This window comes from Rothia sp. 27098_8_161 (assembly GCF_041432905.1).
In the GTDB taxonomy this organism is placed as follows: Bacteria; Actinomycetota; Actinomycetes; order Actinomycetales; family Micrococcaceae; genus Rothia.
Map to the genome: position 1 here is coordinate 15,651 of NZ_JAPWAL010000015.1, position 25,279 is coordinate 40,929.

A 25,279-nucleotide genomic window follows, 5' to 3' on the forward strand; every position below is an offset into this window, starting at 1 on the left:
CCCTACACGATGAGCTGTCCCTCCTGAACGCTCTTTCCGAGCAATCAGAAGGGGACAGCTCATTTGTCATTTAAGCCCCTCTAACCGTGCACCACAACCTTAAACTATGAGAGGATACGTTCTATGCTCGATTCCTTCCTCTCAAACCCCTACCGCACAGAGTTCAGCCCCTGGCCTGTGAGCGAGCACTACGCTGCAGAACGTGCCGCAGGCGTGCCTGAAGCCATACTGCTACCCGGCGAACTCACTGTGTACCGCAACGATGGGGCAACCATGAGCTACTACTTGGATTGGCCCGAGGAATTCAACGAATACACCCGAGCAATTCCTCTACGCCCCCGCACCAAGAATGGCTACCCGCAGGACTTCATACTCAGCGTTGCCGTGCGCGATGGCCAAGCAATTTTTACTGTAACCACCCTCAGCTTCTGGGAGCAGCGCGACGGCCGACCCTATGAGCGTGAACCCATCGCCCGCGGTTACGTGGACGTCGCCTCCTATGAATCCTGCGGGGAATACGCAGGCAATTCCGCTGTGCCTGCACTCATCGGCTGGGATATCGCCGACCTCTACCCGGCACGCATGACGCTCATCCACGCCCTCTGCGAAGGAATCGCCAGCAGCATCATGATGGGCACCCGAATCCTCGCAGACGGAGAAGTACACATCAACCACAAGGACGGGGAATTCCTCGCTCTGCACGTCAACGCGGTGAGCACCGTAGGCGGCATAGTCCGCGCCCTCGTCATTGAGCAGGACCGTGTACCCAGCGGCGTATATACCGGCACCTCCGAGCGTACCGACCTGCAGACGCGCGCCTACTACGCCAACGTACTCTCTCCCGTTCCCGGCGAGTTCGGCAACCTTGTCTGGTCCCACAGCGAGGACGCGGAATACTACCCGTACCGCCCCACGCGCCATAAGCCGATTTTCCACGCCCCCAGCCCACCACAGAAGCTTCCCCTCGCGGTTCAGGTGCTGATGGAGCACCTTCCTGCCGCACCCCTGGCGGCAACGCGCACAGCGCCCAAGCGCAGGCCCTACCTGCCGGGGCAGGTGCGTATCTCTTCCCCTCGCCATTAGCTCAGCGGTCAATACTACGCTTCGGGCGGTCTCCAATAAAGAGACCGCCCGAAGCGTTTATTCTATGTGTCCTCGCGCCATGAGAGGCGAGAAGTTAAGCGTTTAGATTTCGCCATTGACCACGACAGGCTCAGGAACCAGGGTCACACCAAAACGTTCACGCACGCCGTCGCGCACAGCACGGGCAATAGCGAAGATATCCTCAGCGGATGCGCCGCCGCGGTTCGTAATCGCAAGGGTGTGCTTGGTCGACAGGCTTGCGCGACCCTGAGCAATCTCACGAGACTCACCCTCCAGGCCGAAACCCTTATCGAAGCCTGCGTGCTGAATCAGCCAAGCGGCCGAGAGCTTCACGTGATCGGGGTCCTCAACACCCGCGGTGAACGGGGAAGTCTTCACGACCACCGGGAAGTTCGGGGCACCCTCAGGCAGGGACTCCAGGGTAGAGCGCGGAACGATCGGGTTGGTGAAGAAGGAACCGGTGGAGAAGGTGTCACGGTCCTCGGGGTTGAGCACCATGCCCTTGGAGCCGCGCAGCTCCAGCACCTTCTGGCGCACCAGAGCGGATTCGGCACGCTGACCAGGCTCAACGCCCAGGCTCCTCGCCAGCTCAGCGTAACGAATCGGGGAGGACAGGCTACCGAGGGTGAACTGGAAATCAACGGTCAGCACCACGTAGCGGGGCGAGCCATTGACGGTTGCGCGCTTGAGTACCGAGTCGCGGTAGCCGAAGCGCAAATCTGCGCTCGCGAAGGTCTTCTGAGTATTCTTTTCGCGGTCCCAGGTACGTACGGAGGCAATGAACTCGCCCACCTCAACGCCGTATGCACCGACGTTCTGCACGGGGGTTGCACCCACGGTGCCGGGGATGCCGGAGAGAGCCGCAGGGCCAACCCATTCATTATCGATGCTGAGCTTCACGAAGTCGTCCCAGATGGTGCCCGCCTGCACGCGCACGTTCGCGCCGCCGCATGCGGGGATGGGCAGCACCTCTACGCCTTCTGAGGCGATGTGCACGACGGTTCCGTTGAAGCCTTCGTCGGAAACCAGCAGGTTGGAGCCGCCACCCACGATGAGGACGGGTTCGCCTGCGGCATCTGCAGCGGAGACTGCTTCGATAATTTCTGCTTCGGAGGTGGCGCGGACGTAGGTCTTGGCGGGGCCACCTACCTGGGCGGTGGTCAGTTCGCTCAACAGCTTTTCAGTCATAACTTAAGAATACCGGCCGTTGTGCGGGGTCAGCACCCACCACACGTTAAAGTCACGAAAACCTTATAATGATTTTATCTTCATTTTCCGGCGCGCCTCCCACAAAAAAGAAGTGCTACCACCCGCCGGCGAGTGCGCAGCCGAACGCACAAAAGCCCCGGCACTACCGCATCGGGGTAGCGCAGGGGCTTTCACACTGTTGCTTTTACAGGGTTGCTTTCACACGGCTATCTGCAAGCGCAGAAACTCTATGCCGAGAGACGAACCACAGCCTGGCTCTTCATCAGAACCTTCTGCTCCTTGCCTTCCTCATCACGAGCGGTGACTGTCAGGTCAATGCGGGCGGTACACTCTTCCTCATTCAGGGCACCCACCTTACCGCTGATGGTCAGGGCGTTCGTGGGGGTGTCGGGGTTTTCACCGCCAGGTGCATCCGCCACGGGAACGGGCTTGGTGAATCGAGTCTGGTAGTCCACAATCGCGCCGGGATCACCCACCCAGTCACTCACGAGCTGCACTGCGGTACCCATGGTCAGCATGCCGTGAGCAATCACGCCGGACAGTCCCACAGACTGAGCGAAACGCTCGTTCCAGTGAATCGGGTTGAAGTCACCGGATGCGCCAGCATAACGCACCAGCGAAGCGCGGGAGATCTCCACGGTACGCGAACCGATGTCCTGGCTCTTTTCAAGATCTTCAAAACGCACCATTAGTTTTCCTCCTCAGCACGAACCAGCAGGGAAGAGATGCAGGTGGTGACCGGCTCGCCCTGCGCGTCAACGATTTCTTCGCGGGTGGTCAGCATTGCGCCAGCACCCATGACGCGTACGGAGTCCACGTGAACTTCGGTGCGCAGCTCATCACCGGCAACGATGGGGCGGTGGTGGGTGAAGCGCTGGTCGGCGTGCACCACGCGAGAGAAATCAATACCGGCGGAATCATCGTTGATGAGTGCCGCGTCAGCTGCCTGCGCCAGGATAATGGCGAAGGTCGGCGGGGCAATCACATCTGCGTACCCTGCCGCGCGGGCTGCCTCAACGTCGTGGTGGAGGGGGTTTTCTGCGTGAACTGCTCGGGCAAATTCGCGGATCTTTTCACGGCCGACAACGTAGGTGTTCTCGGACGGGTAGACCCTGCCTACAATCTCAGGGTTAATGCTCATGGTTTCAGTCTACCGTTCTTATGCACAGTGTTCAGCTCAAATGCACAGAGTGGACAGACCACTGTGCAGATAACCGGTATGCAGGCAGCCAGAATGTAGGCGTGCAGTATTTCGTCGCATTTTTACCTACTAGCGAAGGCGCCCGGCACACCCCTACCCCTACAGCCTGAGCAAGCGTATGCTGAACGGGTACCCGCAATCAATCAAGAAGGAAAAATTATGTCTTCCAACATAAAAATTTCGGTGCTTGACCTGATGCCGCACCGCCCCGATCAGCGTCAGCACCAGACCATGCTCAATACCATCGATGCCGCCCGCGCGGCTGAATCCTACGGCTACGAGCGTTTCTGGGTCGCCGAGCACCACAATGCCGGCTCCCTGCTGTCCTCTGCAACCGTCGTGGTCATGGCGGAGATTGCCGCCGCAACCGAGCGTATTCGCGTGGGTTCGGGCGGCATTATGCTTCCCAACCATGCACCCTACGTGGTGGCTGAACAGTTCGGTACCCTCAACGCGTTCCACCCCGGTCGTATTGATCTGGGTGTGGGCCGTGCGCCCGGCACTGACCCGATGACCGCCGCCGCTCTGCGCCGCGACGATTCTGCCGCCATGAGCTTCCCCTCCGAAGTACAGCAGCTGCAGCGTTTCCTGGGTGAGCCCTCCCCCATGCACCGTGTGCACGCCATTCCTGGTCAGGGCTCGAATGTGCCCCTGTACATTCTGGGTTCTTCCCTGTTCGGTGCGCAGCTTGCCGCGCAGCTGGGTCTACCCTACGCGTTCGCTTCGCATTTTGCACCCGCGATGCTACAGGAGGCGGTGGACACCTACCGTGCGAACTTCAAGCCCTCGGAGCACCTGGAACAGCCCTACGTCATGGTGGGTGCAACCGCGATGCTCGCCGATACCGATGAGCAAGCACGCTACCTGTACACGACCCAGCAGCAGCATTTCCTGGGTGTGGTGCGAGGCAATCTGTCTTTTGCACCTCCCGTGAAAGATATGGACGCCATCTGGACCGACTCTGAGAAGATGCACATTGAACGTATGACCGCCGAGGCAATCGTAGGTTCCCCCACCACCGCGCAGGCTCGTATTGAGGACCTGGTGGCGCGCACAGGCGCTGACGAGCTTATCGTCATGACCGAGGCGTGGGAGCACGAGGACCGTCTGCGCTCCTACGAGCTACTGTCCCAGCTGCCGGTTGTGCGCCGCACCTCCTAACGCTTAGATTAGAGCATAAAGATGAAGCCCCCGATTTTTTCTCGGGGGCTTTACTATACCCGGCATCGAGCCATGCGCTGAGCGCCTGCAGACCGGGCTTTCGGCAAATAAAATGGGTAAACAAAAAAGCCTGCCTCCGAAGAGACAGGCTTATCTGAGCCCCGACCGGGAATCGATCCCGGGACCTCCATCTTACCAAGATGGCGCTCTACCACTGAGCTATCGGGGCGTAGCGGTGGACGGGCTCGATCCGTCGACCTCACGATTATGAGTCGTGCGCTCTAACCAGCTGAGCTACACCGCCACATCATTAATACGTGCTCTCGCATGAATTAATGAGAGAGCCCCGACCGGGAATCGATCCCGGGACCTCCATCTTACCAAGATGGCGCTCTACCACTGAGCTATCGGGGCAACAGGTAAAACTATACAGGTCTTCACGAATGCTCGCAAGCGGAAAAGCTATGGCATACGCCACATTTTATGCTTGATTGTTCTCCACATTGCCGCATGAGAGCCCAGTGAAGACCAGGAGCCCAGCATTGACCAGATGCCACCGCAACAGCTGCTGGAAACACATCAACACACAAATACATAAAGACCGGCAGGAGAGCTCATCACTCCCCTGCCGGTCTTGAATCATATGCGGATGACAAGGCTACTAACCGATAGCCTCAGCAAGCCCTCATACCGCAGATTCAAGCTTAGCCGAAATCTTAGTAGCGCTTGCCGCGGCCGCCAAAGTTACGGCCACCGTCACGGTTGCCACGGTAGCCACCCTCACGACGATTATCACGGCCACCGAAGTCACGGCCACCATCACGGTTACCGCGGTAGCCGCCATCGCGGCGGTTATCACGGCCACCGAAGTCACGGTCATTGCGCTTGCCACCGAAGTCACGACGCTTGAAATCGCGGTCGCCGCCGAAGTCACGGCCACCGTCACGGTTACCGCGGTAACCACCTTCACGACGGCCACCCTCACGACGATCAAAGTCGCGGAAACCGCCCTCACGACGACCACCACCGAAGCTGCGGCCGCCACCCCTGGGACCGTTGTCCTTGCGGATGTTGATGAACTCGCCAGCAATCTTGGTGTCGCGCAGGCGATCGAAGAAGTCGCGGGGCAGGTCCTCGGGCAGGCCAACAATGGTGAAGTGCTGGCGAATGTCGATGGAGCCAATCTGGGAGCCCTTAATGCCACCCTCGTTAGCCAGCGCACCCACAATAGCACCTGCGGTCACGCGGGAGGAACGGCCAACGTTCAGCTTGTAGTTGACCATACCCTCGTCGTTGTGCGCGCGCTTTGCCTTACGTCCGCCGCGGTCCGAATCATCGTCAGAGAAGGGGCGAGAGTTACGGGCAATATCTTCCTCCTCATCCAGGAAGAAGGGGCGACCCTGCTGAGCGATAATAGCCAGTGCGGCTGCAATGTCCTCAGCGGTGGTGTCGTGCTCGTTCTCATAGTCCTCGATAATCTGGCGGAAGAAGCTCAGGTCCTCAGACTCGATGGTCTCGGTAATCTGCTGAGCGAAGCGCTGCTTACGGGTCTCATTCACTGCCTCTGCGGTGGGCATGTGCATCGGCTCGACCTTCTGGCGGGTTGCCTTCTCGATCTGACGCAGCATGTACTTCTCACGCGGGGTGACAAAGAGGATTGCTGCACCCTCGCGACCTGCACGGCCGGTACGACCGATACGGTGCACGTAGGACTCGGTGTCGTGGGGGATGTCGTAGTTAACGACCAGGGAGATGCGTTCAACATCCAGACCGCGTGCCGCTACATCGGTTGCAACGAGGATGTCGATGCGGCCGTCACGCAGGGCGTCAACGGTGCGCTCACGCAGCTGCTGGGGGATGTCACCGTTAATCGCTGCTGCCGCGAAACCACGTGCCTTCAGCTTGTCGGCAACTTCCTCGGTTTCCTTCTTGGTGCGCACGAAGACGATAATGCCGTCGTAGTTTTCGACCTCGAGCACGCGGGTCATTGCATCCAGCTTGTGGGAGTGCATGACCTGCATGTAGCGCTGAGTAATATTTGCGCTAGTGGTGGTCTTAGCTTTGACACGAATCTCAGTGGGATCATTCAGGTACTGCTGAGCGATCTTGCGGATCGAGTTGGGCATGGTTGCGGAGAAGAGTGCAACCTGCTTGGTGTCGGGGGTGCCTTCGAGGATCTTTTCCACGTCTTCGGCGAAGCCCATGCGCAGCATTTCGTCTGCCTCATCCAGCACCAGGTACTGCAGGTTGGACAGGTCCAGGGAGCCCTTTTCCAGGTGGTCAATCACGCGGCCAGGGGTACCGACAACGACCTGTGCGCCGCGGCGCAGACCGGCCAGCTGCGGGCCATAGGGGGAGCCACCGTAGATAGGCAGAACGGTGAAGTCCGCCATGTGGGTTGCGTAGGAGGAGAAGGCTTCTGCAACCTGCAAAGCCAGCTCACGGGTGGGTGCCAGAACCAGAACCTGGGTGTCGCGGGAGACGCCGTTGATGTCGGCGAGTTCAGCCATGCGGGACAGCGCCGGCAACGCGAATGCTGCGGTCTTACCGGTACCGGTCTGTGCCAGACCAACCACGTCGTGGCCCTCAAGCAGCAGGGGGATAGTCTGTTCCTGGATGGGGGACGGCTTCTCGTAGCCAACCTCTTCCAGGGCAGCCAGGACACGGCCATCCAGGCCCAGGTCGGTGAAGCGTACGCCTTCTTCTTCAGCCTTTTCGGCGGTTTCTTCTGCGGCGGGTGCTTCTGCAGTAGTTTCTACGGTGGTTTCTTCTGCTTCTACAGCAGTGCTCCCAAGGGTATTCTCGGTGGTCACAACGGCCTCTGCCTCGGCATTCAGTTCGGCCGGGGTAGCAGTATTCTCAGTCAATTTTTCCTCTATACGGTAGGGGTGGAAGCGCACGCTTTTCGGCGCTTACCGGGTGTCCCCTTCACGGCCCAGCCACACATCATCCCCTGGGGAGTAGAACGTCCAGGGAGCCTCCGTTACCGGCACATTCTGCAGAGGTATTCTGCGGATGCTACGGGTAGCGGCTTTTGCTGGGGGTGGTCTTGAATTTCTCTGCACATTATCCGCACGTCTACTCATACTCTACGCTCGGCGCACAGTAGTCCCTGTGATACAGGGGTGTACAGGGTGGGTAATGCTCACATGTAATATCACGTATTCCTGGTGGTTCGCCTTCTCGCTCTACGGCGGTGGTGTATCTGTTACAGCAGACGTAGCAAAGACGCTGGACCAGAGATCGTTAAGAGAAGCCCGCGTGTACGGTGTAAACCGCAAGTTTATGGGGCGTATCAATCGGTGATGGTGAGTACGGCGCACCTACAATTCCAGCACCACCTTGGGTGCTGGGTGCGCACAAGACCTTCATCGGGGGTTCCCGTGTTCTACCTAGTGTACCGTAGCGGCACCTATCTGACCTCAAAAGGTGCTTAAAACCTCATCTCTTAACGGCGAGCACCCACCCTCACAGCCGGAGGGCGGGCGCTTTTCAGGCACGCATCATGCCTATGTATTCCTCGGATTAATCTACGCGCCGCACAATATCAATCGTGCCAACGGTCGCGTACTTCGCGTAGGAGTGGCGGTAGCGGTCAGCCGCATACTGTGCGGCGTTGGTCGGCGGGTTGCCACCCCAGGAGTTGCTCATGCGGTCGATGACCACGTAGTCGGGGGCAGGCTCACCATCATGTCCAATCCAGTAGACGGTACGACCAGGAATCAGCTGAGTCAGAATCGACAGGTCAGATGCGACCAATACCCCTTCGGGTACCTTCTGGACGGCGTCCTGCTTCATCTGGTCAGTCCTAGTCAGCGCGGAGGCGGTGAACTGCACATTACCCAGGGATGCGAGGGGCTGCTGGGAGCCGGGCATAAAAATCGGGGATGCAGCAAGGAAGAGCGCCACGGCGGGTAGAGCCCACACGGGCATGCGGCGTACCGTGGCGGTGAGGCGGCTGGGCTGGGTGTTGGTCTGAGGTTTCTGTGCGGAGGCGCTATCGATTGCGCGCGTAGCCGAGCGTATCGGAACCACTGCGGGAACCACGCCGTAGCGTATCCGCATGACGGCGTCAAGCAGGGCGAGGAAGACGATGGGCATGAGCACGAGCGAGTAGTGCCAGGTGCTTGCCCAGTAGGACTCCATGGTGGAGAGCAGACGCCACGCAAGGGTCGGTAGAACTATTGCCGCGAGCGGAGAAATCACCCAGAGGACTGCCCCGGTAATGAGTAGCAGGCTGAGGGTTGCCAGCTTGGTGTTGTTGCTGAGCATCTGCAGTGCCGAACCGAAGGGGTCGCCCAGAGCCGCAGAGAAGTTCACCTTGTCTGCATAGTCGAAGTGTCCCCCACTGTTGAAGTAGGGCAGAATCACGTAGATGGCAACGGCCGACCAGAATACGCCCCAAATCATGACCATGGTCGATTCGGCGACGGCGGGGGTGCGAGCCCAGGAGGAGTAGAGCTGATGCACGCGGATTCGCATCGGGGCCGGGGTGCCCACAGAGAGGCGCGGCATCAGAATGTCTACGGCGGTGCTCAGCCAGCCGGTGCGGATAAAGATAATGAGGCCGATGGCTGCGACAGTAATGCCCATATCTTCTTTGACGAAGGCAATGGGTAGAGCCCACCAGCAAGCATAGGCGAGGTAGCGTGCGCGTTCGGTGCCGCTCACGCGAGAGGCGAGCACCAGGTAACCGAGGCTCATGGCGAGCAGCGGCACGGCGAAGGCTACTTCGTGGAATTGGGCGGCGATAGCTTGCTGAACGCCAAAGCTGAGGGCGAATCCGGCGCCGAGTAGCAGACCGGTGATGGTCGGGATAACGCCCTGAAGTTTTGCGGATTGAACGTTCTGCGTCGGTTCGCTCTTCTGCGCATCTTCAGTTTTCTGCGTATCTTCAGTTTTCTGGGCGAGCGCGAAGGCACGCTGAGTGAAGCGCACAATGGCAAAGCTTGCGAAGGCAACCAGGGCGTTCTGCACCACCAGTAGCGTGGTCGGTGAGGGGAACAACGCATAGACAGGTCCCAGGAGTACCAGAATCGGGTGGAAGTGATCACCCCAGAGGTTAAAATTGGGCCCCTTAATAGGCACGATGGGTACAGAGAAGTGCGAGTACGCCTGTGCCATCTGGGTAAAAATCGCTAGATCCCAAGAGGGGGTAATCCAGTGCTTCATCTGTTGCAGCGAATAGTAGGTGTACAACGCCATAACGGCGGCGGATAGCAACAGACCGGGTAGTAGTTCTAGGGGGCGGATGCTCTTGACGCGCTCAGTAAGGGACTGACGCGACTGTTTCTTGGCGCGCTGAGTACGGCCCGCGCTGGTGGCGGTACTGTTCTTCTGTTCAGGTGCGTCAGTATTCGAGGATGCTTCTTGTGCTTCCGCTGCCATAGGCGTCCTTCTCTCGGGGTGCATGTCCGGGCTGTAGGCGCCCTTGTGAACGGGCAGAACGCATAGCCTATATAGTGCCGGTGGCGGTGTTTGCGTTCATTTCTGCTCTATCTTTTAGGGTATCGCATTAGCGGTGTGACTGCTCTGCCGGGTATTTCTGTCACTTTAGCTGAGGGGCGTATATTGGTTGGGCATCGTCAATGAGGGAATAGACTGGTGGGGTGAGTACGATTCCTCCTGTTTCTCCGCATGGCCGCTCCGAAGCGGATGCACGGCACACCCGGCATCCTTTGGCGGCAGCTGGTGTACCCTATGCACCGGCGCTTGCGGATGCTCTTTACGAACCACGCATTCAGATTCGTACTCTCTCCCCCGCTGTTTCGTCTCTTCCGGGCGTTCTGAGCCCGGAGGTGTGCGAGGTTGTGATTGAGCCGCATGTTCCGGTGCAGTTGGTGCAGACGTTGGGGTCGCTACGCCGCGGTGCCCAGGATCTTTCGTATCGTGCGCTGAGCCGCGCGGATGGTGCCGAAAGGATTTGGTTGACGGCTCGCACGCCGTTTCATGAGTTCCCGGCAGTGCTGTACGCCGAACGATTGGGGCAGCCCGCTAAGCTTCCCGAGGCCCTCCCCTCCCTACATCGCCTGCTGATGCGCCCGGTGCGTATTCGCATCTGGGTTTCTTATAGTGCCGCTAATCAGCAGATGCAGGCGCGAGCCGACCTTCAGGCGTTAGCGCAGGAAATGACGTACTGGCTGGGGTTGCACGACCCCGCTGAGCAGTTCGGCGCGCTGTCTTCTTTTGAGTCTCTTCCGTCCCGTGTTCAGCAGGCCTGGCGGCAGAATCCGGGGCTCCGCCTCAGCGCCTCGGGGCAGCTGGACCGGCAGATGCTCAACGCCATTGTGGAACAGCGCATCACCCAGACCGAAGCGTTCAGAGCCCTGGGCTGGGTTCTGCGAAAGTACGGTTCCCCCGCCCCTTTACCCGGGTTGGGGCATCAGCCGGAAGGAATGCGCGTCTACCCAAGCGCCCGGACCCTGGCGATGATTCCTACCTGGGATTGGCATCGGGCCGGTGTTGATAAAAGCCGCTACGACGCTGTGTACGCTTACGCTCGTTCCGCAGAATCTCTAAAAAACATTGCGGCAGAAGGCGACATCGCGCTACTGGCGCGAAGCCTGCACACTGTGCGCGGTGTGGGCCCGTGGAGTATTTCCGAGGCCCTGCAACGGGTGTGCGGGCACCCTGACGCCATCAGCGTGGGCGACTACCATCTGGCGCACGCGGTCGGTGAGCTGTTCACCGGTCAGCGCACCGATGATGCGGGAATGCTCACTCTGCTGGCGCCCTTTAGCCCGCATCGGCAGCGTCTGGTGCGGCTCATGCATGCTTCAGGCTTTTCGAAGCAGCGCTACGGGGCGCGCATGACCATTGAGGATCACCGCGACCGCTAATGCTCCTGCACCCTCACGAGGTTAAAAGGGGACGGGGCGCCCCTGCCGGTTGTGCCGGCGGGTACACCCCGTTCAAGCTCTTTTGTAGTGTTGAGCCTTACTTCTTCTCTGCAGAGCCCTCTGCTGCTGCGATCTCTGCACGGACCTTGTCCATGTCGAGCTCGCGGATCGAACCGATTACGGTCTCCAGCTGGTCTTCGCGCAGTGCGCCAGCCTGCTGGTAAACCAGGATACCGCCACGGAAGCCCATGATGGTGGGAATGGAGGTGATGCCTGCTGCCTGAGCAAGCTGGCCCTGGTCCTCGGTGTCGACCTTGCCGAAAACAATGTCACTGTGCTTCTCCGAAGCCGCCTCGTAGACGGGAGAGAACTGCTTGCAGGGACCGCACCAATCTGCCCAGAAGTCCAGGAAGACGATGTCGTTGCTCTCGACGGTAGCAGTCAGGTTCTGCTGAGTAATTTCAATAGTAGCCATGAGATAAAGCTACACCCTCAAGACCCCAATCGCTAATTGTTCGCCCTGGGATTCAAACATTGTGAAAGATATGACAAATTGCGGTCATAGTAAGTACTTTTCGCGGCTGTTTCAGCCGGTTTACGGGCGTGCCGCGAATACTCTGGCGAATGCCCTCATAGCCGAATAATGGAGGCGCCCGACTCGGCAGGCGAAGTCCCTTGGTTATCCCCTACAGCGTCCTGGGGAAAGCCCCCAATGTGGGTACCAAGAAAATACGGGCGCAGCCGTGGAAGACCACTATGATAGAAGATCATCGCAGTGGAAAGCGGCTTGGCTAGAAAGCGGCTACGGGATCCACCCTGAAACTAGTTTTAGATACACAAAAACCCGGTTACTTTTGTAACCGGGCTATTTGTGGCAGGTGAGGGATTCGAACCCCCGTAGGCAGTGCCAGCTGATTTACAGTCAGCCCCCTTTGGCCGCTCGGGTAACCTGCCGCCTAGCTAAGTGCTAGTTGCTCGCTCAAGCGAACAGAGACTACTCTACAGCAGTTTTAGAGACTTGTACACTTCACATAGGGTTTTGTGACGAAGGTTATATATCTGGTTGCATTTATCGTCTTTTCATCACGCAAGAGCATCATCACACGCTCACCGCGCACCCATATCTATCGCACACATCTATCGCAGCGCGCGTGCTCTCACCTTATGAATAAAGCCGTGAATAAAGCCACCACCTACAGCAGTTTTAGAAGGAACGGGAAGGAATATCGCCATCCTGTTCAAGCAGAAGCACAATCTCCAGGTGCTCCAGGTAGCGGCGCGCCTGCTCCACAGTACACATGTCACCGGCAATCTCACGTTCCAGATCACGGCGAACACCACGGAAACGTGCCACCAGTGAAGGCTCAGTCAGAGTAATACCAATGCCTTCAAAGGGAGAATCCTTAGATTCTTCCGAATGTGGGTCAAGGTGAATATCGTTGTGGTCAGACTCGCTGAGGCGCTCAGCCTCAGGAATATCTTCGGGCTCAGCACCCAGAGAGGTATGTAAGTCAATGAAGAGCAGGGTTTGCAGATCGCGAGCTTCCTCGCTCGTGTGTGCGTCCGTTACAGACAGATTATGAATAGTCATATCTCTATTGTCCTCTTTTTAGGTTGGTAACACCTGTAAAACAGGCCCGTATTTCTGTTAGTTAGCTGTGAACAAGAGCCCCAACCCGGTAGGCTAGTACTAACCGGTGCCAGAAGCACCTCATTCACGAAAGGAAAGCCCATGGCTAGCGAATCGTCATTCGACATTGTGTCCAAGGTGGACAAGCAGGAAGTTTCCAACGCACTGCACCAAGCGCAGAAGGAGATCTCCCAGCGTTACGACTTCCGCGGCGTTGGCGCAGAAATCGATTACTCCGGCGACAAAATCCTCATCAAGGCAAACGCCGAAGAGCGCGCACTGGCAGTGCTGGACGTTTTCCAGTCCAAACTGGTCAAGCGCGGCATCTCCCTGAAGTCCCTGGACTCCGGCAAACCCTACGCATCCGGCAAGGAAACCCGCATCGAGTGCTCCATCAAGGAAGGCATCGCACAGGATCAGGCAAAGAAAATCTCCAAGATGATTCGCGAAGAGGGCCCCAAGGGCGTGAAGGCGAACATCCAGGGCGATGAGCTGCGCGTCTCCTCCAAGTCCCGCGATGACCTGCAGGAAGTCATTGCAATGCTCAAGTCCGCCGACCTTGAGGTTGACCTGCAGTTCACCAACTACCGCTAAGCTCATGCACTCCCCCGCGAGGGAGCACGGTTAGAGACCAATACATAAAAAACCTCGGGGTAACTACTTCCACAGTAGCCACCCCGAGGATTTTTTGTCTGCCGACCCGTCATCGCGGGTCACAATCGTCACCCCGGGTCATATTCATGCAACGCCATATTCATAGAGGGTCACATTCAAGCCCGGAGACGAGGGCGAGAAAAGACTTAGTACTGACCCATCTCACGAGCCTGCTGCTGCAGACGCGCAATACGCTGATCCATCGGCGGGTGAGTAGAGAGCATATTCTTCAACGAACCGAAGGGATTCGCAATCATCATAGCGCTTGCCGCCTCGGTATTGCGGTTGTTCGGATCCATCGGATACATGGACACACCGCTCTCCAGCTTGTGCAGCGCCGAGGCCAGAGCCAGCGGGTCGCCGGTCAGACGTGCGCCGTCCTCGTCGGCGTCAAATTCACGGGTGCGACTAATAGCCATCTGAATGACCTGCGTAGCAATGGGAGCCAGCATGGCAACCACGAACATGGCGAGAGGGTTGGTGCGTTCACCATCGCGGTTGGATCCACCGAACATCGCCCCAAACGAGAGGAACTGAGCCACAGTACCGATGATAGAGGCGATACCCGCCGCAACGGAGGAGGTGAGGATATCGCGGTTGTACACGTGCATCAGCTCGTGGCCGAGCACGCCGCGCATCTCGCGCTCATCCAGCAGCTGCAGAATACCCTCGGTGCAGCACACCGCCGCATTCTGCGGGTTACGACCGGTTGCGAACGCATTCGGGGTCATAGTCGGCGCCACGTAGAGGGCAGGCATGGGCTGACCCGCGCGGGAGGACAGCTCCTCCACAATGTCGTAAAGCACCGGAACCTCTTCACGACTAACCGGGTATGCATCCATGGAACGCAGGGCGAGCTTATCGGAATTCCAGTAGGTGTACGCGACCGAAGCCAAACCGAACAAACCCATAATCCAGATGAAAATGGAGGAGCGGAAGCTCACCGAGAGCAGACCGCCAATGAGCAACATCATGCCCACCATGGAGCCCATCAGCAGGGCAGTTTTAAATCCATTGTTATGACTGTGCATGGGTATCCTCCTGAGCAAATAGGTCAGCGTGTACTTGACTCTATAGAGTACGTGTAAGCACCCGCCAGCGCACCTTATGGCACGCAGATTCACCCAGAGCGTCACCGGCGCACCGAACTATGCGGAAGGTGTTAGGGAATGGCACCCGGGATATTCACCAGGGGCACCTGCTCCATTACCTGAGCCGTAGCAGTCGGGAAAATACCGAGCAGCAGAATCGTGCCGTAAGCACCCAGGAAAAGGGTGAAGAGCAGACCAAGCATCAGCTGCCCCTCCAGATCAAAACCGGTGGTAGTACTGCGGTATTGACCGTAAATTACGGGGGTCACGATGGGTACACCAAAGAGCAAAACCATCAGCAGAATGTAAATGGGATTTGTGAAGTCGTATACCATGCCCCTATCCTCCTTGATGGTAATCGCCGGTGCGGGTTACTCTAGGTTCTTTGATTGTACGGCATCTTTTTACACCCGAAGCAGAGGGGGGGCGGAGGGGCACCACAGAGTGGATGAAAAGGACACTTCACCGGCTTATTATGAGTTTTTCATAAGATAATTATGAACTTCTCATAATAATGTGTAGACTTATACCTATGACCGACGCAAAGACAACCTCCGATACGAAGAAGACCCAGCATCCAGAACACCACAATACTGGCTGTGCCCACACCACCGGCCTACCTCTACTCCCCGCAATGAGCCCCGAACAGCTCGAAGAAGCATGGACCACCGGCCTGCGCGCCAAGGGCCGCCGCGTCACCAAGCAGCGCCTCGCCGTACTCCATGCAGTACAGGATCACCCGCACTCCACCGCCGACACCATTGTGCAGGCAGTCCGCGAGCGCATCCCCGCCATCACTGTTCAGTCGGTCTACGTGATTCTTGCCGATCTGACCGATATCGACCTGCTGCGCAAGTTTGAGCCGCCGGGAACCCCCGCCCTCTACGAAACCCGAACGGGCGACAACCACCACCACGCCTTCTGCGTACGTTGCGGCAAGGTCGAAGACGTGGACTGTGCGGTCGGTTCCGCGCCTTGCCTGACTCCCAGTAATTTTCATGGCATGGCGCTCTTTAGCGCAGATGTACTGTATCGAGGCGTCTGCGCAGGCTGTCAAACTGAGGCAGAAGCAGAACTGGCGAAGAGCCAGATGCAAGCCGCAGCGAGCGTTCAGCACTAACGAACCACATTCCCACACCTTACTCCGGGCGTGAAAACAGCCCCTCGGTGTTCGTTAGTTGCACCCTAAAACAGGAAGAATGCTCGTCGAAAACCACATAGCATCACCAAAAACACAAGGAGAAGCAAATATGTATCAGACCCCGCAGAACCCCATTCATCCCGGTTCTTACACCACCACGAGCACTGGCACGCCGGTGGCTTCAGATGATCATTCGCTCACCGTGGGCGCCGATGGTCCCATCGTTCTGCACGATGCTTACGCTGTTGAAAAGCTCGCTCAGTTCAACCGTGAGCGTGTGCCCGAGCGTGTGGTGCACGCGAAGGGAACCGGCGCATACGGCTACTTTGAAACCACCGAAGACGTTGCGCAGTACACCCGTGCGGCGCTCTTTCAGCCCGGCGTTAAAACCGAGCTGCTGATTCGTTTCTCAACCGTGGCGGGCGAATCCGGCTCCCCCGATACCTGGCGTGACCCACGCGGTTTCGCGGTGAAATTCTACACCACCGAAGGCAACTACGACCTGGTAGGCAACAACACTCCTATCTTCTTCATTCGCGATGCCATTAAGTTCCCCGACTTCATCCACTCGCAGAAGCGTATGCCCGGTTCGGGTCTGCGCGATCACGATATGCAGTGGGATTTCTGGAGCCTCAATCCGGCATCGGCGCACCAGGTAACCTGGCTGATGGGCGACCGCGGCCTGCCCCGCACCCTGCGCCACATGGACGGCTTCGGCTCTCACACCTACCAGTGGATTAACGCCGAGGGCGAGCGCTTCTGGGTTAAGTACCACTTCAAGACCGAGCAGGGCAACGAGTTCTTCACCCAGGCTCAGGCCGATGAAATGGCGGGTAAGGATGCTGACTTCCACCGCCGCGACCTGCGCGAGGCTATCGAGCGTGGCAACTACCCCGCCTGGACGCTCTATGTGCAGATCATGCCCTATGAGAGCGCGAAGACCTACCGTATTAACCCCTTCGATCTGACGAAGGTGTGGCCACACTCGGATTACCCGCTGATCAAGGTGGGCCGCATGGTGCTGGATCGCAACCCGCAGAATTTCTTCGCTGAAATCGAGCAGGCAGCCTTCTCCCCCTCGAATTTTGTGCCCGGTATCGCGGCTTCGCCCGATAAGATGCTGCTCGGTCGTATCTTCTCCTACCCGGATGCGCATCGCTACCGCATCGGCACCAACTTCGCACAGCTGCCCGTGAACGCACCACACGCAGCGCCGGTGAACAACTATTCGCATGACGGTTCGATGCGTTATAACTTCAACGACCCCTCCGTTCCGACCTACGCGCCGAATAGTCTGGGTGGACCGCATGCGGATGCGGAACGCGCTGGCGAAGGTAGCTGGGAGTCTGATGGCGAGCTGGTACGCACCGCCTACACCCTGCGCCCGGATGATGATGATTTCTCGCAGGCTCGTACCCTCTACGAGGTAACCATGAACGACGAAGAACGCGAACGCCTGATTAGCAACATCTCCGGTCACGTAGGCGCTGTTCGTTCCGACGAGATTCGTGAACGCGCGTTCCAATACTGGGATAGCGTTCACCCTGAGCTCGGTTCTCGCGTTCGCGAGGCCGTGGCAGCCGCCGCATCTGGTTCATAAGATACGGCAGCGTCTGTTCTCCTGTAGATTCGAGAACATGACGCACAGCTGGCTACTACTATGGGGTCGGTGACTTTCAGTGAGGTTGAGTCACCGGCCCCATATTTTAAACCCGTTTGCAGGATTACAACCCTCTCCAAACACAAAAATCGCCCGGAAGAGACAACACCGTGTGGGTGTTTCTTCCGGGCGATTTTACGTGACGGGTTTTACGAACTATGCGGATGCACTAGCACCAGCGGGAGAAGCGCCGAAGACCGCTTCCTGTCCACGCACAATATCGAGGAGCTCGCGAATCTGCGCCGCGCTCAACACAGTGGAAGGGTTAATTGCGTTCACCTTCACGCTCGGTGCGCCAATATCCAGGGCGTAACGCAGAATATCCAAGGCATTTGCCGAACGCGCCTCAACATGCGGGTCCAGTGCCGCGATCTCAATGGGCGAGGTGAACACCAGTAGGCTCTGCGGGTTGCCATTCTCATCCGGGTCAAACACGAAGGAGGTACCAGACGGGTCGGTCGGGTCAACACCCATCAGCAGCACGGACGCCGGGGACGCCAGCGAGCCGAGCAGCATCTGCATGTTGTCCTGCACAAGCGCCATTTTTGCACCGTCATTGCGGGGAGAAGTGACAATCCAGTGCACCTGAGCGCGCTCAATGTAGCACTCATGGTCAGTACCGGGGTCAACCACGATCAAGTCCAGCGCCTCATTGCTGAGGAAGTCAATGAAGACCTTCATCGCCGGTTCACGCAGAATCAGCTCATCCCCCTCGGATTCCTGACGCACGTAGCTCTTGCCAATGTGCTCGGAGGAGGAGAACACGCACAGCGCCTGCATGCTGGTCTCTGGCATCCGAATGACCTGGTGGGTCAGCACCGATTCGGGGCCCATTGCGTCCGTCTCGGAAGGAATCAGCAGGGAACCGGTCGCGTCGAGCAGAACGTCACCACCGAGCATTGTACGAACCACGTTAATGAGGGTTCGCTCCTGCACGTCGTTACGGAAGGTTTCCAGAGCGGAGACCAAGTACGGGTTTGGAATCTCATGCTCGCTCGAAGACAGCGCAGCTACGGCAGAGTGGCGGGCACGGCCCTCCATACGCTCACGAGCCCATGCGGGGACAAGCGAAGCATCACGTGGGAACTCAGCCAAGTGCTCACGCACGTCGGTTGCGGTCAGGGTGCCTTCATTCTTCCAGCTAGCAGGCTCGTCGTCACGGTTGTAGGAGGCACCCACGCTGAACTGCGGGTTGGGCCAGTCGGTAGCCGCAACCACGATGGAGGCGGTAAACCAGGTGCCGCGGTTACCGTCGTAGGCGGCGCGCTGCAGCTTGCGGACCTCAGCAATAATGGGTGATCCGTCCTTGAGCGGGCCGATGGTACCGATGAACTCTTCACCGTTGCGGAATTCACGCACGCGCACGAAAATCTGACCTACCAGAGGTTTGACGTCCAGCACCATTTCGCTCCAGCCGGGGTCAACACTAACGACATCCAGCAGCCAGCTTCCAATGTTGTTCAGCGCGTCCTGGATGCGCGCGGCACGGCTACTCGTCTCGGCGAGGCGGGGTTCAGTCATAGTTCATATATCCTTGAGTGTGATTACGGCGCGGCTGGAAGCATCCGTGTCCGGTCGTAGTGTCGGCTTACAGGGTGCCGGAAGAAGCCGTCCCTTCGATTCTAACGAACACGGGCACTCCACGCAGATAGTTTACGCCGGAAGATATATGCTCTACCTCTCCCTCAGAGCTCTTGGATACGGCTCAATCAGGCACCTTAGAGCCCAATACGCCTAAAGCGCACATTAAAACCGGGGATACACGGCATGGTGAACGCTAAAAGGTTGATAATCTTGAAGCATGACGAATTCTCTGCAGGACCTTATCGACGCATCGATCTTTATCTCCACCGAGTACCAGGCTCGACTCGCCGAGCTCGTGGGTACCTCCGAGTGGAATGTGGATTTCACTTCCCAGTCTCTGGATTTTGACTCCACTCCCCCGCTCTCGCTCAAGCCGCATCTACTGGGCACTGAATCTGAGAACCGCGGTACTTGGATTTGGTCTTGGCAGCAGCTGGGCTACTTCCCCGACTCCGTTGTTTCTGCCGCTATTCAGGCTCGTGAAACAGGTGAGCGTGACGGCTTGGTTGAGCTGACCACCGACGAGCTGCCCCTCTCCGAGTCTCTGGCACGCCGTCTGACCCTGGCGACCAAGACCATTAGCGGCCTGTACACACACTACCCGCTGCCCGCAGGTGCTGGTGTGCGCGCATGGACCTTGCTAGAGGGCGCTGAGCTGACCCTCGAGGCACCGACCTACAAGGGTATTGGCCGCGTCATTGCTAAGACCCTGCAGAGCGAAGAGGTACACAACCAGGTTCTGGCGGTGGACTCCTACGCTCAGCAGCGTGGCTTCCACATTGCCTGGGATACCGAAGCAACCGCAGTGCTGACTGCAACCGACGGCGCCCTGCGCCTGTGGTTCGACGAGGGCCGAATCAGTGGCATCGAGCAGGCTGAACCTCAGGTTGGCCCCGAAGTTCTGGAGCAGTGCGCAGCTGCTGCCGCACAGCGTCGCGAATCCCTTGCAGCACTTCGGGCCGAGATTGAGCGCGTGGCAGCTGCTGAGGCAGCGGCTCAAAACGCACAGCGCGAGCAGGAGGCGGCAGAACGCGCCGCTGCACGTGCCGAAGCTGAGGCTGAGCGTGCCGCAGAAATTGCCGAGCACGCACCGGTCGCAGAGACCGAGGTTGCCGGCGTTGAGAGCACCGAGAACCTCTACCCCACCGACGAGGCTCCCTTCGATCAGGACCCGGCAGAGCACGTAGAGCCCGGCCTGGTTACCGTGGAGACCCTGCCTGGCGAGTACGAAGCAGAAGAGACCGAGCAGGCTCGCGTCTACACCGACGAATCCATCGGTACCGAGCAGCCCGAGCACAAGACCGTTGAGGCTTCTGGCGAGTACGTTAAGGTTAAGGAGCCGGTCGCAGCTGAACCTGTTGCTGAGCAGCCCGTCGAGGTTGAGCAGAAGGAAGCAGAGTACGAGGAGCAGCACGCGGAGCCCATCCGCAGCTCTGGTGCAACTCCCGACCTGCAGGCAGAGCACGAAGAGGCAGCCCGCCGCGAGCAGGAAGAATCTGCACGCCACAAGGCAGCGCAGCCCAAGAAGAAGAGCTTCTTCTCCCGCTTCTTCGGCCTCTAAACCGAATACGCAACATTCCTCAGGCGCGGTATCCTCGTGGTACCGCGCCTGAGGCGTGCCCGGCAGGTAGAGTACCCCCAGTGCGATTCAAAGCCCCCGCTGGCGCATCCCGAGGACTAGCATTAGAAGAACGTAACCGAGAACTTAGTTCAGAAGAAGAAACCATGTCAGAAACACAGAAGCACACCACCCGCAACGGGTTCATCGCCATCATCGGCACCTACATTATTTGGGGTCTGCTCCCCCTGTATTTTGTGATGATGGCGCCGGCAGGCCCTATTGAGATTGTCGTGGCGCGTGTGGTCTTCTCCCTCATCTTCTGCGCCCTGCTGCTACCGATTTTGAGGGTAACTGCAGACTTCCGCCGTGCGCTACGGGACCGCCGCATCATGCTGGTGCTGACGGCGGCATCATTCCTCATCTGTGCGAACTGGCTTATCTACGTGATGGCGACAACCAGCGGCCACACCATTGACGTGTCCCTGGGATATTTCATTAACCCACTGGTCTCCGTGGTGCTGGGCGTCATCTTCCTGCATGAGCGCCTACGCCCGGCACAGTGGGTATCTGTGGCGATTTCCTGTATTGCGGTGCTGATCATGAGCCTCATCTACGGCCAGGTGCCCTGGACGGGTCTGGGCGTGGCGTTCACCTTCGGCATCTACGGTCTGCTGAAGGCACGCATCGCCCACGATGTCAGCCCCATTATTTCGCTGTCTCTAGAGACTTTCATCCTGGCGCCCTTCGGTGTTGCCGCCCTCTTGGTGCTCAACGCGCAGGGACAGATGACTCTCCTCAGTGAGGGTCCCGGACACTTCTGGCTTCTCGCCTCCACGGGTGTGGTCACCGTTGTGCCGCTCATGCTCTTTGCTGCGGCCACCAAAGCTCTTCCGCTTTCCGTCATCGGCATGGTGCAGTACCTGGGCCCGACCATCCAGTTCGTTCTGGCACTGACCGTTCTGCACGAGCAGATGAGCGCCGATAAGGTGCTGGGTCTGAGCCTCATCTGGGTCGCTCTCGTCATTTTCACTGTGGATGCGTTGCGTGCCTCCCGTGCCTACCGCGTCTCCGCGCTGTCCGACCCGGAAACCGGCATGATCCCGCTCGTGCAGGCTGAAGACGTACAGAGTAAGTAGCTCTCCCTACCCCGCGCAAAACGCAGTCCCGCATAAAACACAGTGATGCCCCGCAGGCGTTAGCCTGCGGGGCATCACTGTGTATCGCGTTCACACTCTAAAGCTCAGAACCCTGAGCTTCAGCAGCATCATCGAGAGCATCCAGATCCGGCTGACGGTGCAGGTTCAGCAGAGCCAAACCCAGGCCACCCCAGATAATCAGGATTGCCACAATGAGCATCACAATTGCGGAGATAGACATGAGGGCTCCTAACGGGTAATGGTCGAATCAACGTGGCCGTGCTCCACCTGACCGGCAATCACCGGAGGCGCCGGAGGCTCTTCAGCAGCACGAGACTTCTTCGACCAGGGCAAGAGAGAAACAACAATCGCGCCAACCAGCAGGAGTGCACTCATACCCCAACCGAAAATAGCCAGCATATCTGCCGGGTAACCCTCATAGGGGGTTGCCACAAGCTTAATGACGCTCTGAATCAGGGAGTAGCCCAGAATCAGCGGGGTCACGACAGCCAGCAGAATCATCCAAATCTTGCCAGCCTTGATGGAGGAGTAGCGGTTCAGGTGCTCAGCCAGAGCCGGCAGTGCACGCACCACGTATGCAACCACGATAATTGCGCACAAGCCAGCTGCCAGAATACCGAAGAGGTTCACGAAGTTATCGAGAATATCAAGCACGTACAGACCGGTGGTGGTCGGCATCAGCAGTAGCGAAATCAGAGCCATCGGAACAACCACCAGAATGGTAGATGCCAGGCGGGACGTCGCGAACTTGTCCTGAATACCGGCAATAATCACCTCAAGAATCGAGATGAGGGAGGTGAAACCAGCAAAGAGCAGGGAGCCGAAGAAAAGGATACCAATCAGCACGCCGCCGGGCGCCTGAGAAATAATGGTCGGGAACGCGATGAACGCCAGACCAATACCGCTGGTTGCAACCTCGCTCACCTGGGTGCCAGCAGCCTGAGCCATGAAACCCAGAGCAGCGAACACACCGATACCCGCAAGAAGCTCAAAACCGGAGTTTGCGAAACCAACCACAGCACCGGAACCGGTCAGGTCAGTCTTAGGCTTCAGGTAGGAGGAGTAGGTAATCATAATGCCGAAGCCGATAGACAGGGAGTAGAAAATCTGGCCATAAGCTGCAACCCACACATCGGGGTTAGCCAGGGAGTCCCAGCTGGGAGTGAACAGAGCATTCAGACCATCAGCAGCACCGGGCAGGGTCAGCGAGTAAATCACCAGACCAACAAACATGACCAGCAGCAGCGGGATAAAGATGATGTTGGCTGCACCCACACCCTTCTGAACGCCCAGAGCCATCACAGCAAGCAGGACGCCCCACACAAGAACCATGGGAATCAGGACGTTCATGTTGAAGTCCAGGGAGACACCGGGAGTGTCTGCAACCTTCAGGAACTCCCCCTGGAAGAACGCCTTCGGATTGTCGCCCCACTCATTGGTGAAGGAGAAAACCATGTAACGCAGCGACCACGCCACAATAGCGGCGTAGTAGATAGCGATGACGAAATTAATACCCATGTGCCACCAGCCGATGAACTCGGTCTTACGGTTCAGACGGCGGAAAGCTAGCGGGGACGACGCACGCGCACGGTGACCGATAGCGTAGTCAAAGAAAAGGAAAGTCAGACCGGCGGTCAGCAGGGCGACAATGTAGGGAATCATGAAGGCGCCGCCGCCATTATCAAATGCGATGTAGGGGAAACGCCAAATATTGCCCAGACCAACAGCAGAACCGATGGCGGCAAAGATAAAGACGCGACGGCTAGAGAAGCCTTCGCGCTTCGTGGGCGCCTTAGGGGTAGATGCTCCCATAGTTGTAAACCTCGAATGTGTGGGGACGCGGATGGTTGGTGCGAGAATAACCCGTTGGAGTGGTTGGGTTCTACTCGCGTCCAGAAATAGTAAACGGCTCTCCAACACGGGTTGGGTGTGGGAGCCGTCAGGCTTCTGAGGGGTGGATGTGCACCTCGGACATTCCATAAGGTTTACCTTAAAGGCGGAGAGCTGGTCAAAAAGGCCCCAGTATGCGGAACTTCTTGGGGTAAAGCACATACCCCTAGCTATCCCATAAATCGGCGCGGACTAGCCAAAAGACAGAAAACCCCCGCCAAATCCAGGCAGATTTAGCGGGGGTTTTGAAGTGTGAGACGCCCGGAGTCGTTAGACTCGGGCACACGCTAAACGGCAGGTTTTAGCCTTCGCGGTGAACCACAGCGTGAGCAAAAGACTCCAGTGCAGCCTTTGCTGTAGACTCGGGCAGCGGAGCAATCGCGGCAATCGCGCGGTCCGCCCAGTCGTAGGCAATCTGCCATGCTTCCTGGGTGACCGGGTGGGCGGCGAGCGCCTCCACTGCAGTCTCCAAGGCCTCATCGGAGCTCAAATCGGCATCCAGCAGGGCGCGAACAGCAATAGCGGATTCTTTGTTGGCAGCTACCGCACGGTCCAGCAGGATGGTCGGCAGGGTGGGCACACCCTCGCGCAGGTCGGTGCCGCGGGTCTTACCGCTGGTCTTGCCGTCACTGACAATGTCAATCACATCGTCGGCCAGCTGGAAAGCCACGCCTACCAGCTCGCCGTACGCCTTGACCATAGAGATAACGTCTTCGGAAGCACCCGAAAGCAGGGAGCCGTACTCACCGGCTGCGGCAATCAGGGAGCCGGTCTTGCCCTCAATGACAGCAATGTAGTGGTCGAGTAGGTCCTGACCCTCGCGCGGACCGGTGGTTTCGAAGAGCTGGCCGAGCACCAGACGCTCAAAAGTCTGGGACTGAATCTTCATGGGGCGGGTGCCCAGCTCGGACACCAGTAGGGATGCACGGGAGAAGATCAGATCGCCGGTCAGAATCGCGACGGAGTTGCCCCAAATCATCTGGGCGCTGTCCACGCCGCGGCGCTTGGGCGCATCATCCATCACGTCATCGTGGTAGAGGGTTGCCAGGTGGGTCAGCTCAACGACCACAGCAGCTTCTATGACGTCATCGTTGATTTCGCCGTCGACCGCTGCGCAGAGCAGTGCCAGCAGTGGGCGCACGCGCTTGCCGCCCGCCGAGAGCAGGTGACGGGATGCGACGTCTGCCAGATGGTCAGTCTGTTCAATGGCTTCTGCCAGGCGCTCCTCAATACGTGCGAGAGAGGAGAGAATTTGCGGACCCAGCTTGGGGTCTGCGGCGATGAGTTCGAAGCCTGCGGGAAGCTTCAGGTCGAGATCTCCCAGCAGGTCGGTTGCGGCAATGGGTTGCTCTGCGTTGCTCACGGTGTCTTCTATCTTCTTGGTGTTGGTATCTTCG

Annotated in this window: 21 protein-coding genes and 4 tRNA genes; 8 read left to right on the top strand and 17 right to left on the bottom strand. The window is 58.3% G+C overall.

Annotated features, from left to right (window positions below; all coding sequences use genetic code 11):
- Positions 1-123: 123 nt before the first annotated feature.
- The gene (locus O3648_RS06105) at positions 124-1,083 is read left to right on the top strand and encodes a histidine kinase (RefSeq protein ID WP_279741373.1); all 960 of its coding nucleotides are present in this window, start codon (positions 124-126) and stop codon (positions 1,081-1,083) included.
- A gap of 102 nt (positions 1,084-1,185) precedes the next feature.
- Here the strand turns inward: O3648_RS06105 and O3648_RS06110 are convergent, their stop codons facing one another.
- The 3 genes from O3648_RS06110 to O3648_RS06120 all read right to left on the bottom strand — a co-directional run bounded on the left by O3648_RS06110 (position 1,186) and on the right by O3648_RS06120 (position 3,454).
- Positions 1,186-2,292, bottom strand: coding sequence for a UDP-N-acetylmuramate dehydrogenase (locus O3648_RS06110; RefSeq protein WP_279741375.1), 1,107 nt, complete (start codon positions 2,290-2,292; stop codon positions 1,186-1,188).
- A 248-nt stretch (positions 2,293-2,540) separates the two neighbouring features.
- The gene (locus tag O3648_RS06115; RefSeq protein WP_279741377.1) at positions 2,541-3,002 is read right to left on the bottom strand and encodes a MaoC family dehydratase; all 462 of its coding nucleotides are present in this window, start codon (positions 3,000-3,002) and stop codon (positions 2,541-2,543) included.
- Positions 3,002-3,454 carry a MaoC family dehydratase N-terminal domain-containing protein gene (locus O3648_RS06120; RefSeq protein ID WP_005504824.1) on the bottom strand — a complete coding sequence of 151 codons (453 nt, stop codon included), beginning with the start codon at positions 3,452-3,454 and terminating at the stop codon, positions 3,002-3,004. The genes O3648_RS06115 and O3648_RS06120 overlap by 1 nt, the downstream gene beginning before the upstream one ends.
- 219 nt (positions 3,455-3,673) lie before the next feature.
- On the opposite strand from O3648_RS06120, the gene O3648_RS06125 reads away from it, so the two are divergent.
- Positions 3,674-4,675 (top strand): LLM class flavin-dependent oxidoreductase, encoded by a 1,002-nt coding sequence (locus O3648_RS06125; protein ID WP_279741380.1) that lies wholly within the window; start codon positions 3,674-3,676, stop codon positions 4,673-4,675.
- Between the two features lie 157 nt (positions 4,676-4,832).
- Here O3648_RS06125 and O3648_RS06130 read toward each other — a convergent pair.
- From O3648_RS06130 to O3648_RS06150, 5 genes are all read right to left on the bottom strand, one after another.
- A tRNA-Thr gene (locus O3648_RS06130) sits at positions 4,833-4,904 on the bottom strand.
- Between the two features lies 1 nt (position 4,905).
- Positions 4,906-4,979 (bottom strand) — tRNA-Met (locus tag O3648_RS06135).
- A gap of 38 nt (positions 4,980-5,017) precedes the next feature.
- Positions 5,018-5,089, bottom strand: a tRNA-Thr gene (locus tag O3648_RS06140).
- A 302-nt stretch (positions 5,090-5,391) separates the two neighbouring features.
- On the bottom strand, positions 5,392-7,542 hold the full coding sequence (locus O3648_RS06145) for a DEAD/DEAH box helicase (RefSeq protein WP_371569093.1): 2,151 nt from the start codon (positions 7,540-7,542) through the stop codon (positions 5,392-5,394).
- 658 nt (positions 7,543-8,200) lie between these two features.
- Positions 8,201-10,063, bottom strand: coding sequence for a DUF2079 domain-containing protein (locus tag O3648_RS06150; RefSeq protein ID WP_371569095.1), 1,863 nt, complete (start codon positions 10,061-10,063; stop codon positions 8,201-8,203).
- A 221-nt stretch (positions 10,064-10,284) separates the two neighbouring features.
- Between O3648_RS06150 and O3648_RS06155 the strand changes: the two genes are divergently transcribed.
- Positions 10,285-11,514 carry a DNA-3-methyladenine glycosylase gene (locus O3648_RS06155; protein ID WP_371569099.1) on the top strand — a complete coding sequence of 410 codons (1,230 nt, stop codon included), beginning with the start codon at positions 10,285-10,287 and terminating at the stop codon, positions 11,512-11,514.
- Positions 11,515-11,611: 97 nt separating this feature from the next.
- Here O3648_RS06155 and O3648_RS06160 read toward each other — a convergent pair whose 3' ends face one another.
- The 3 genes from O3648_RS06160 to O3648_RS06170 form a co-directional block, all read right to left on the bottom strand.
- Entirely contained in the window at positions 11,612-11,989 is a 378-nt protein-coding gene (locus O3648_RS06160; protein WP_005504813.1) for a co-chaperone YbbN, read from the bottom strand.
- 397 nt (positions 11,990-12,386) lie between these two features.
- Positions 12,387-12,468, bottom strand: a tRNA-Tyr gene (locus O3648_RS06165).
- Between the two features lie 250 nt (positions 12,469-12,718).
- Positions 12,719-13,105: a hypothetical protein gene (locus O3648_RS06170; protein WP_070685751.1), complete on the bottom strand. Its 387-nt coding sequence runs from the start codon at positions 13,103-13,105 to the stop codon at positions 12,719-12,721.
- A gap of 141 nt (positions 13,106-13,246) precedes the next feature.
- Between O3648_RS06170 and O3648_RS06175 the strand changes: the two genes are divergently transcribed.
- A complete protein-coding gene (locus O3648_RS06175; RefSeq protein ID WP_070685752.1) occupies positions 13,247-13,738 on the top strand; it encodes a YajQ family cyclic di-GMP-binding protein in 492 nt (163 codons plus the stop codon).
- 206 nt (positions 13,739-13,944) lie between these two features.
- Here the strand turns inward: O3648_RS06175 and htpX are convergent, their stop codons facing one another.
- The gene (gene htpX, locus O3648_RS06180; RefSeq protein WP_070685754.1) at positions 13,945-14,829 is read right to left on the bottom strand and encodes a zinc metalloprotease HtpX; all 885 of its coding nucleotides are present in this window, start codon (positions 14,827-14,829) and stop codon (positions 13,945-13,947) included.
- A gap of 131 nt (positions 14,830-14,960) precedes the next feature.
- Positions 14,961-15,224 carry a hypothetical protein gene (locus tag O3648_RS06185; RefSeq protein ID WP_070685756.1) on the bottom strand — a complete coding sequence of 88 codons (264 nt, stop codon included), beginning with the start codon at positions 15,222-15,224 and terminating at the stop codon, positions 14,961-14,963.
- A gap of 197 nt (positions 15,225-15,421) precedes the next feature.
- Here O3648_RS06185 and O3648_RS06190 point away from each other — a divergent pair, with 197 nt between their 5' ends.
- Both O3648_RS06190 and O3648_RS06195 read left to right on the top strand, forming a co-directional pair.
- Positions 15,422-16,009 carry a Fur family transcriptional regulator gene (locus O3648_RS06190; protein WP_070685758.1) on the top strand — a complete coding sequence of 196 codons (588 nt, stop codon included), beginning with the start codon at positions 15,422-15,424 and terminating at the stop codon, positions 16,007-16,009.
- A gap of 130 nt (positions 16,010-16,139) precedes the next feature.
- Positions 16,140-17,630, top strand: coding sequence for a catalase (locus O3648_RS06195; RefSeq protein WP_371569105.1), 1,491 nt, complete (start codon positions 16,140-16,142; stop codon positions 17,628-17,630).
- Positions 17,631-17,846: 216 nt separating this feature from the next.
- Here the strand turns inward: O3648_RS06195 and O3648_RS06200 are convergent, their stop codons facing one another.
- Positions 17,847-19,211, bottom strand: a complete 1,365-nt coding sequence (locus O3648_RS06200) for an SseB family protein (protein WP_371569108.1) — start codon at positions 19,209-19,211, stop codon at positions 17,847-17,849.
- Between the two features lie 280 nt (positions 19,212-19,491).
- Here O3648_RS06200 and O3648_RS06205 point away from each other — a divergent pair, with 280 nt between their 5' ends.
- Entirely contained in the window at positions 19,492-20,835 is a 1,344-nt protein-coding gene (locus tag O3648_RS06205) for a DUF6882 domain-containing protein (RefSeq protein WP_371569111.1), read from the top strand.
- Between the two features lie 164 nt (positions 20,836-20,999).
- The gene (gene rarD / locus O3648_RS06210; RefSeq protein WP_070685765.1) at positions 21,000-21,971 is read left to right on the top strand and encodes an EamA family transporter RarD; all 972 of its coding nucleotides are present in this window, start codon (positions 21,000-21,002) and stop codon (positions 21,969-21,971) included.
- 97 nt (positions 21,972-22,068) lie between these two features.
- Here the strand turns inward: rarD and O3648_RS06215 are convergent, their stop codons facing one another.
- From O3648_RS06215 to O3648_RS06225, 3 genes are all read right to left on the bottom strand, one after another.
- Entirely contained in the window at positions 22,069-22,212 is a 144-nt protein-coding gene (locus tag O3648_RS06215) for a methionine/alanine import family NSS transporter small subunit (RefSeq protein WP_083311170.1), read from the bottom strand.
- 8 nt (positions 22,213-22,220) lie between these two features.
- Positions 22,221-23,804 (bottom strand): sodium-dependent transporter, encoded by a 1,584-nt coding sequence (locus tag O3648_RS06220; protein ID WP_279740771.1) that lies wholly within the window; start codon positions 23,802-23,804, stop codon positions 22,221-22,223.
- A gap of 379 nt (positions 23,805-24,183) precedes the next feature.
- Positions 24,184-25,245 carry a polyprenyl synthetase family protein gene (locus O3648_RS06225; RefSeq protein WP_279740772.1) on the bottom strand — a complete coding sequence of 354 codons (1,062 nt, stop codon included), beginning with the start codon at positions 25,243-25,245 and terminating at the stop codon, positions 24,184-24,186.
- Positions 25,246-25,279 lie beyond the last annotated feature (34 nt).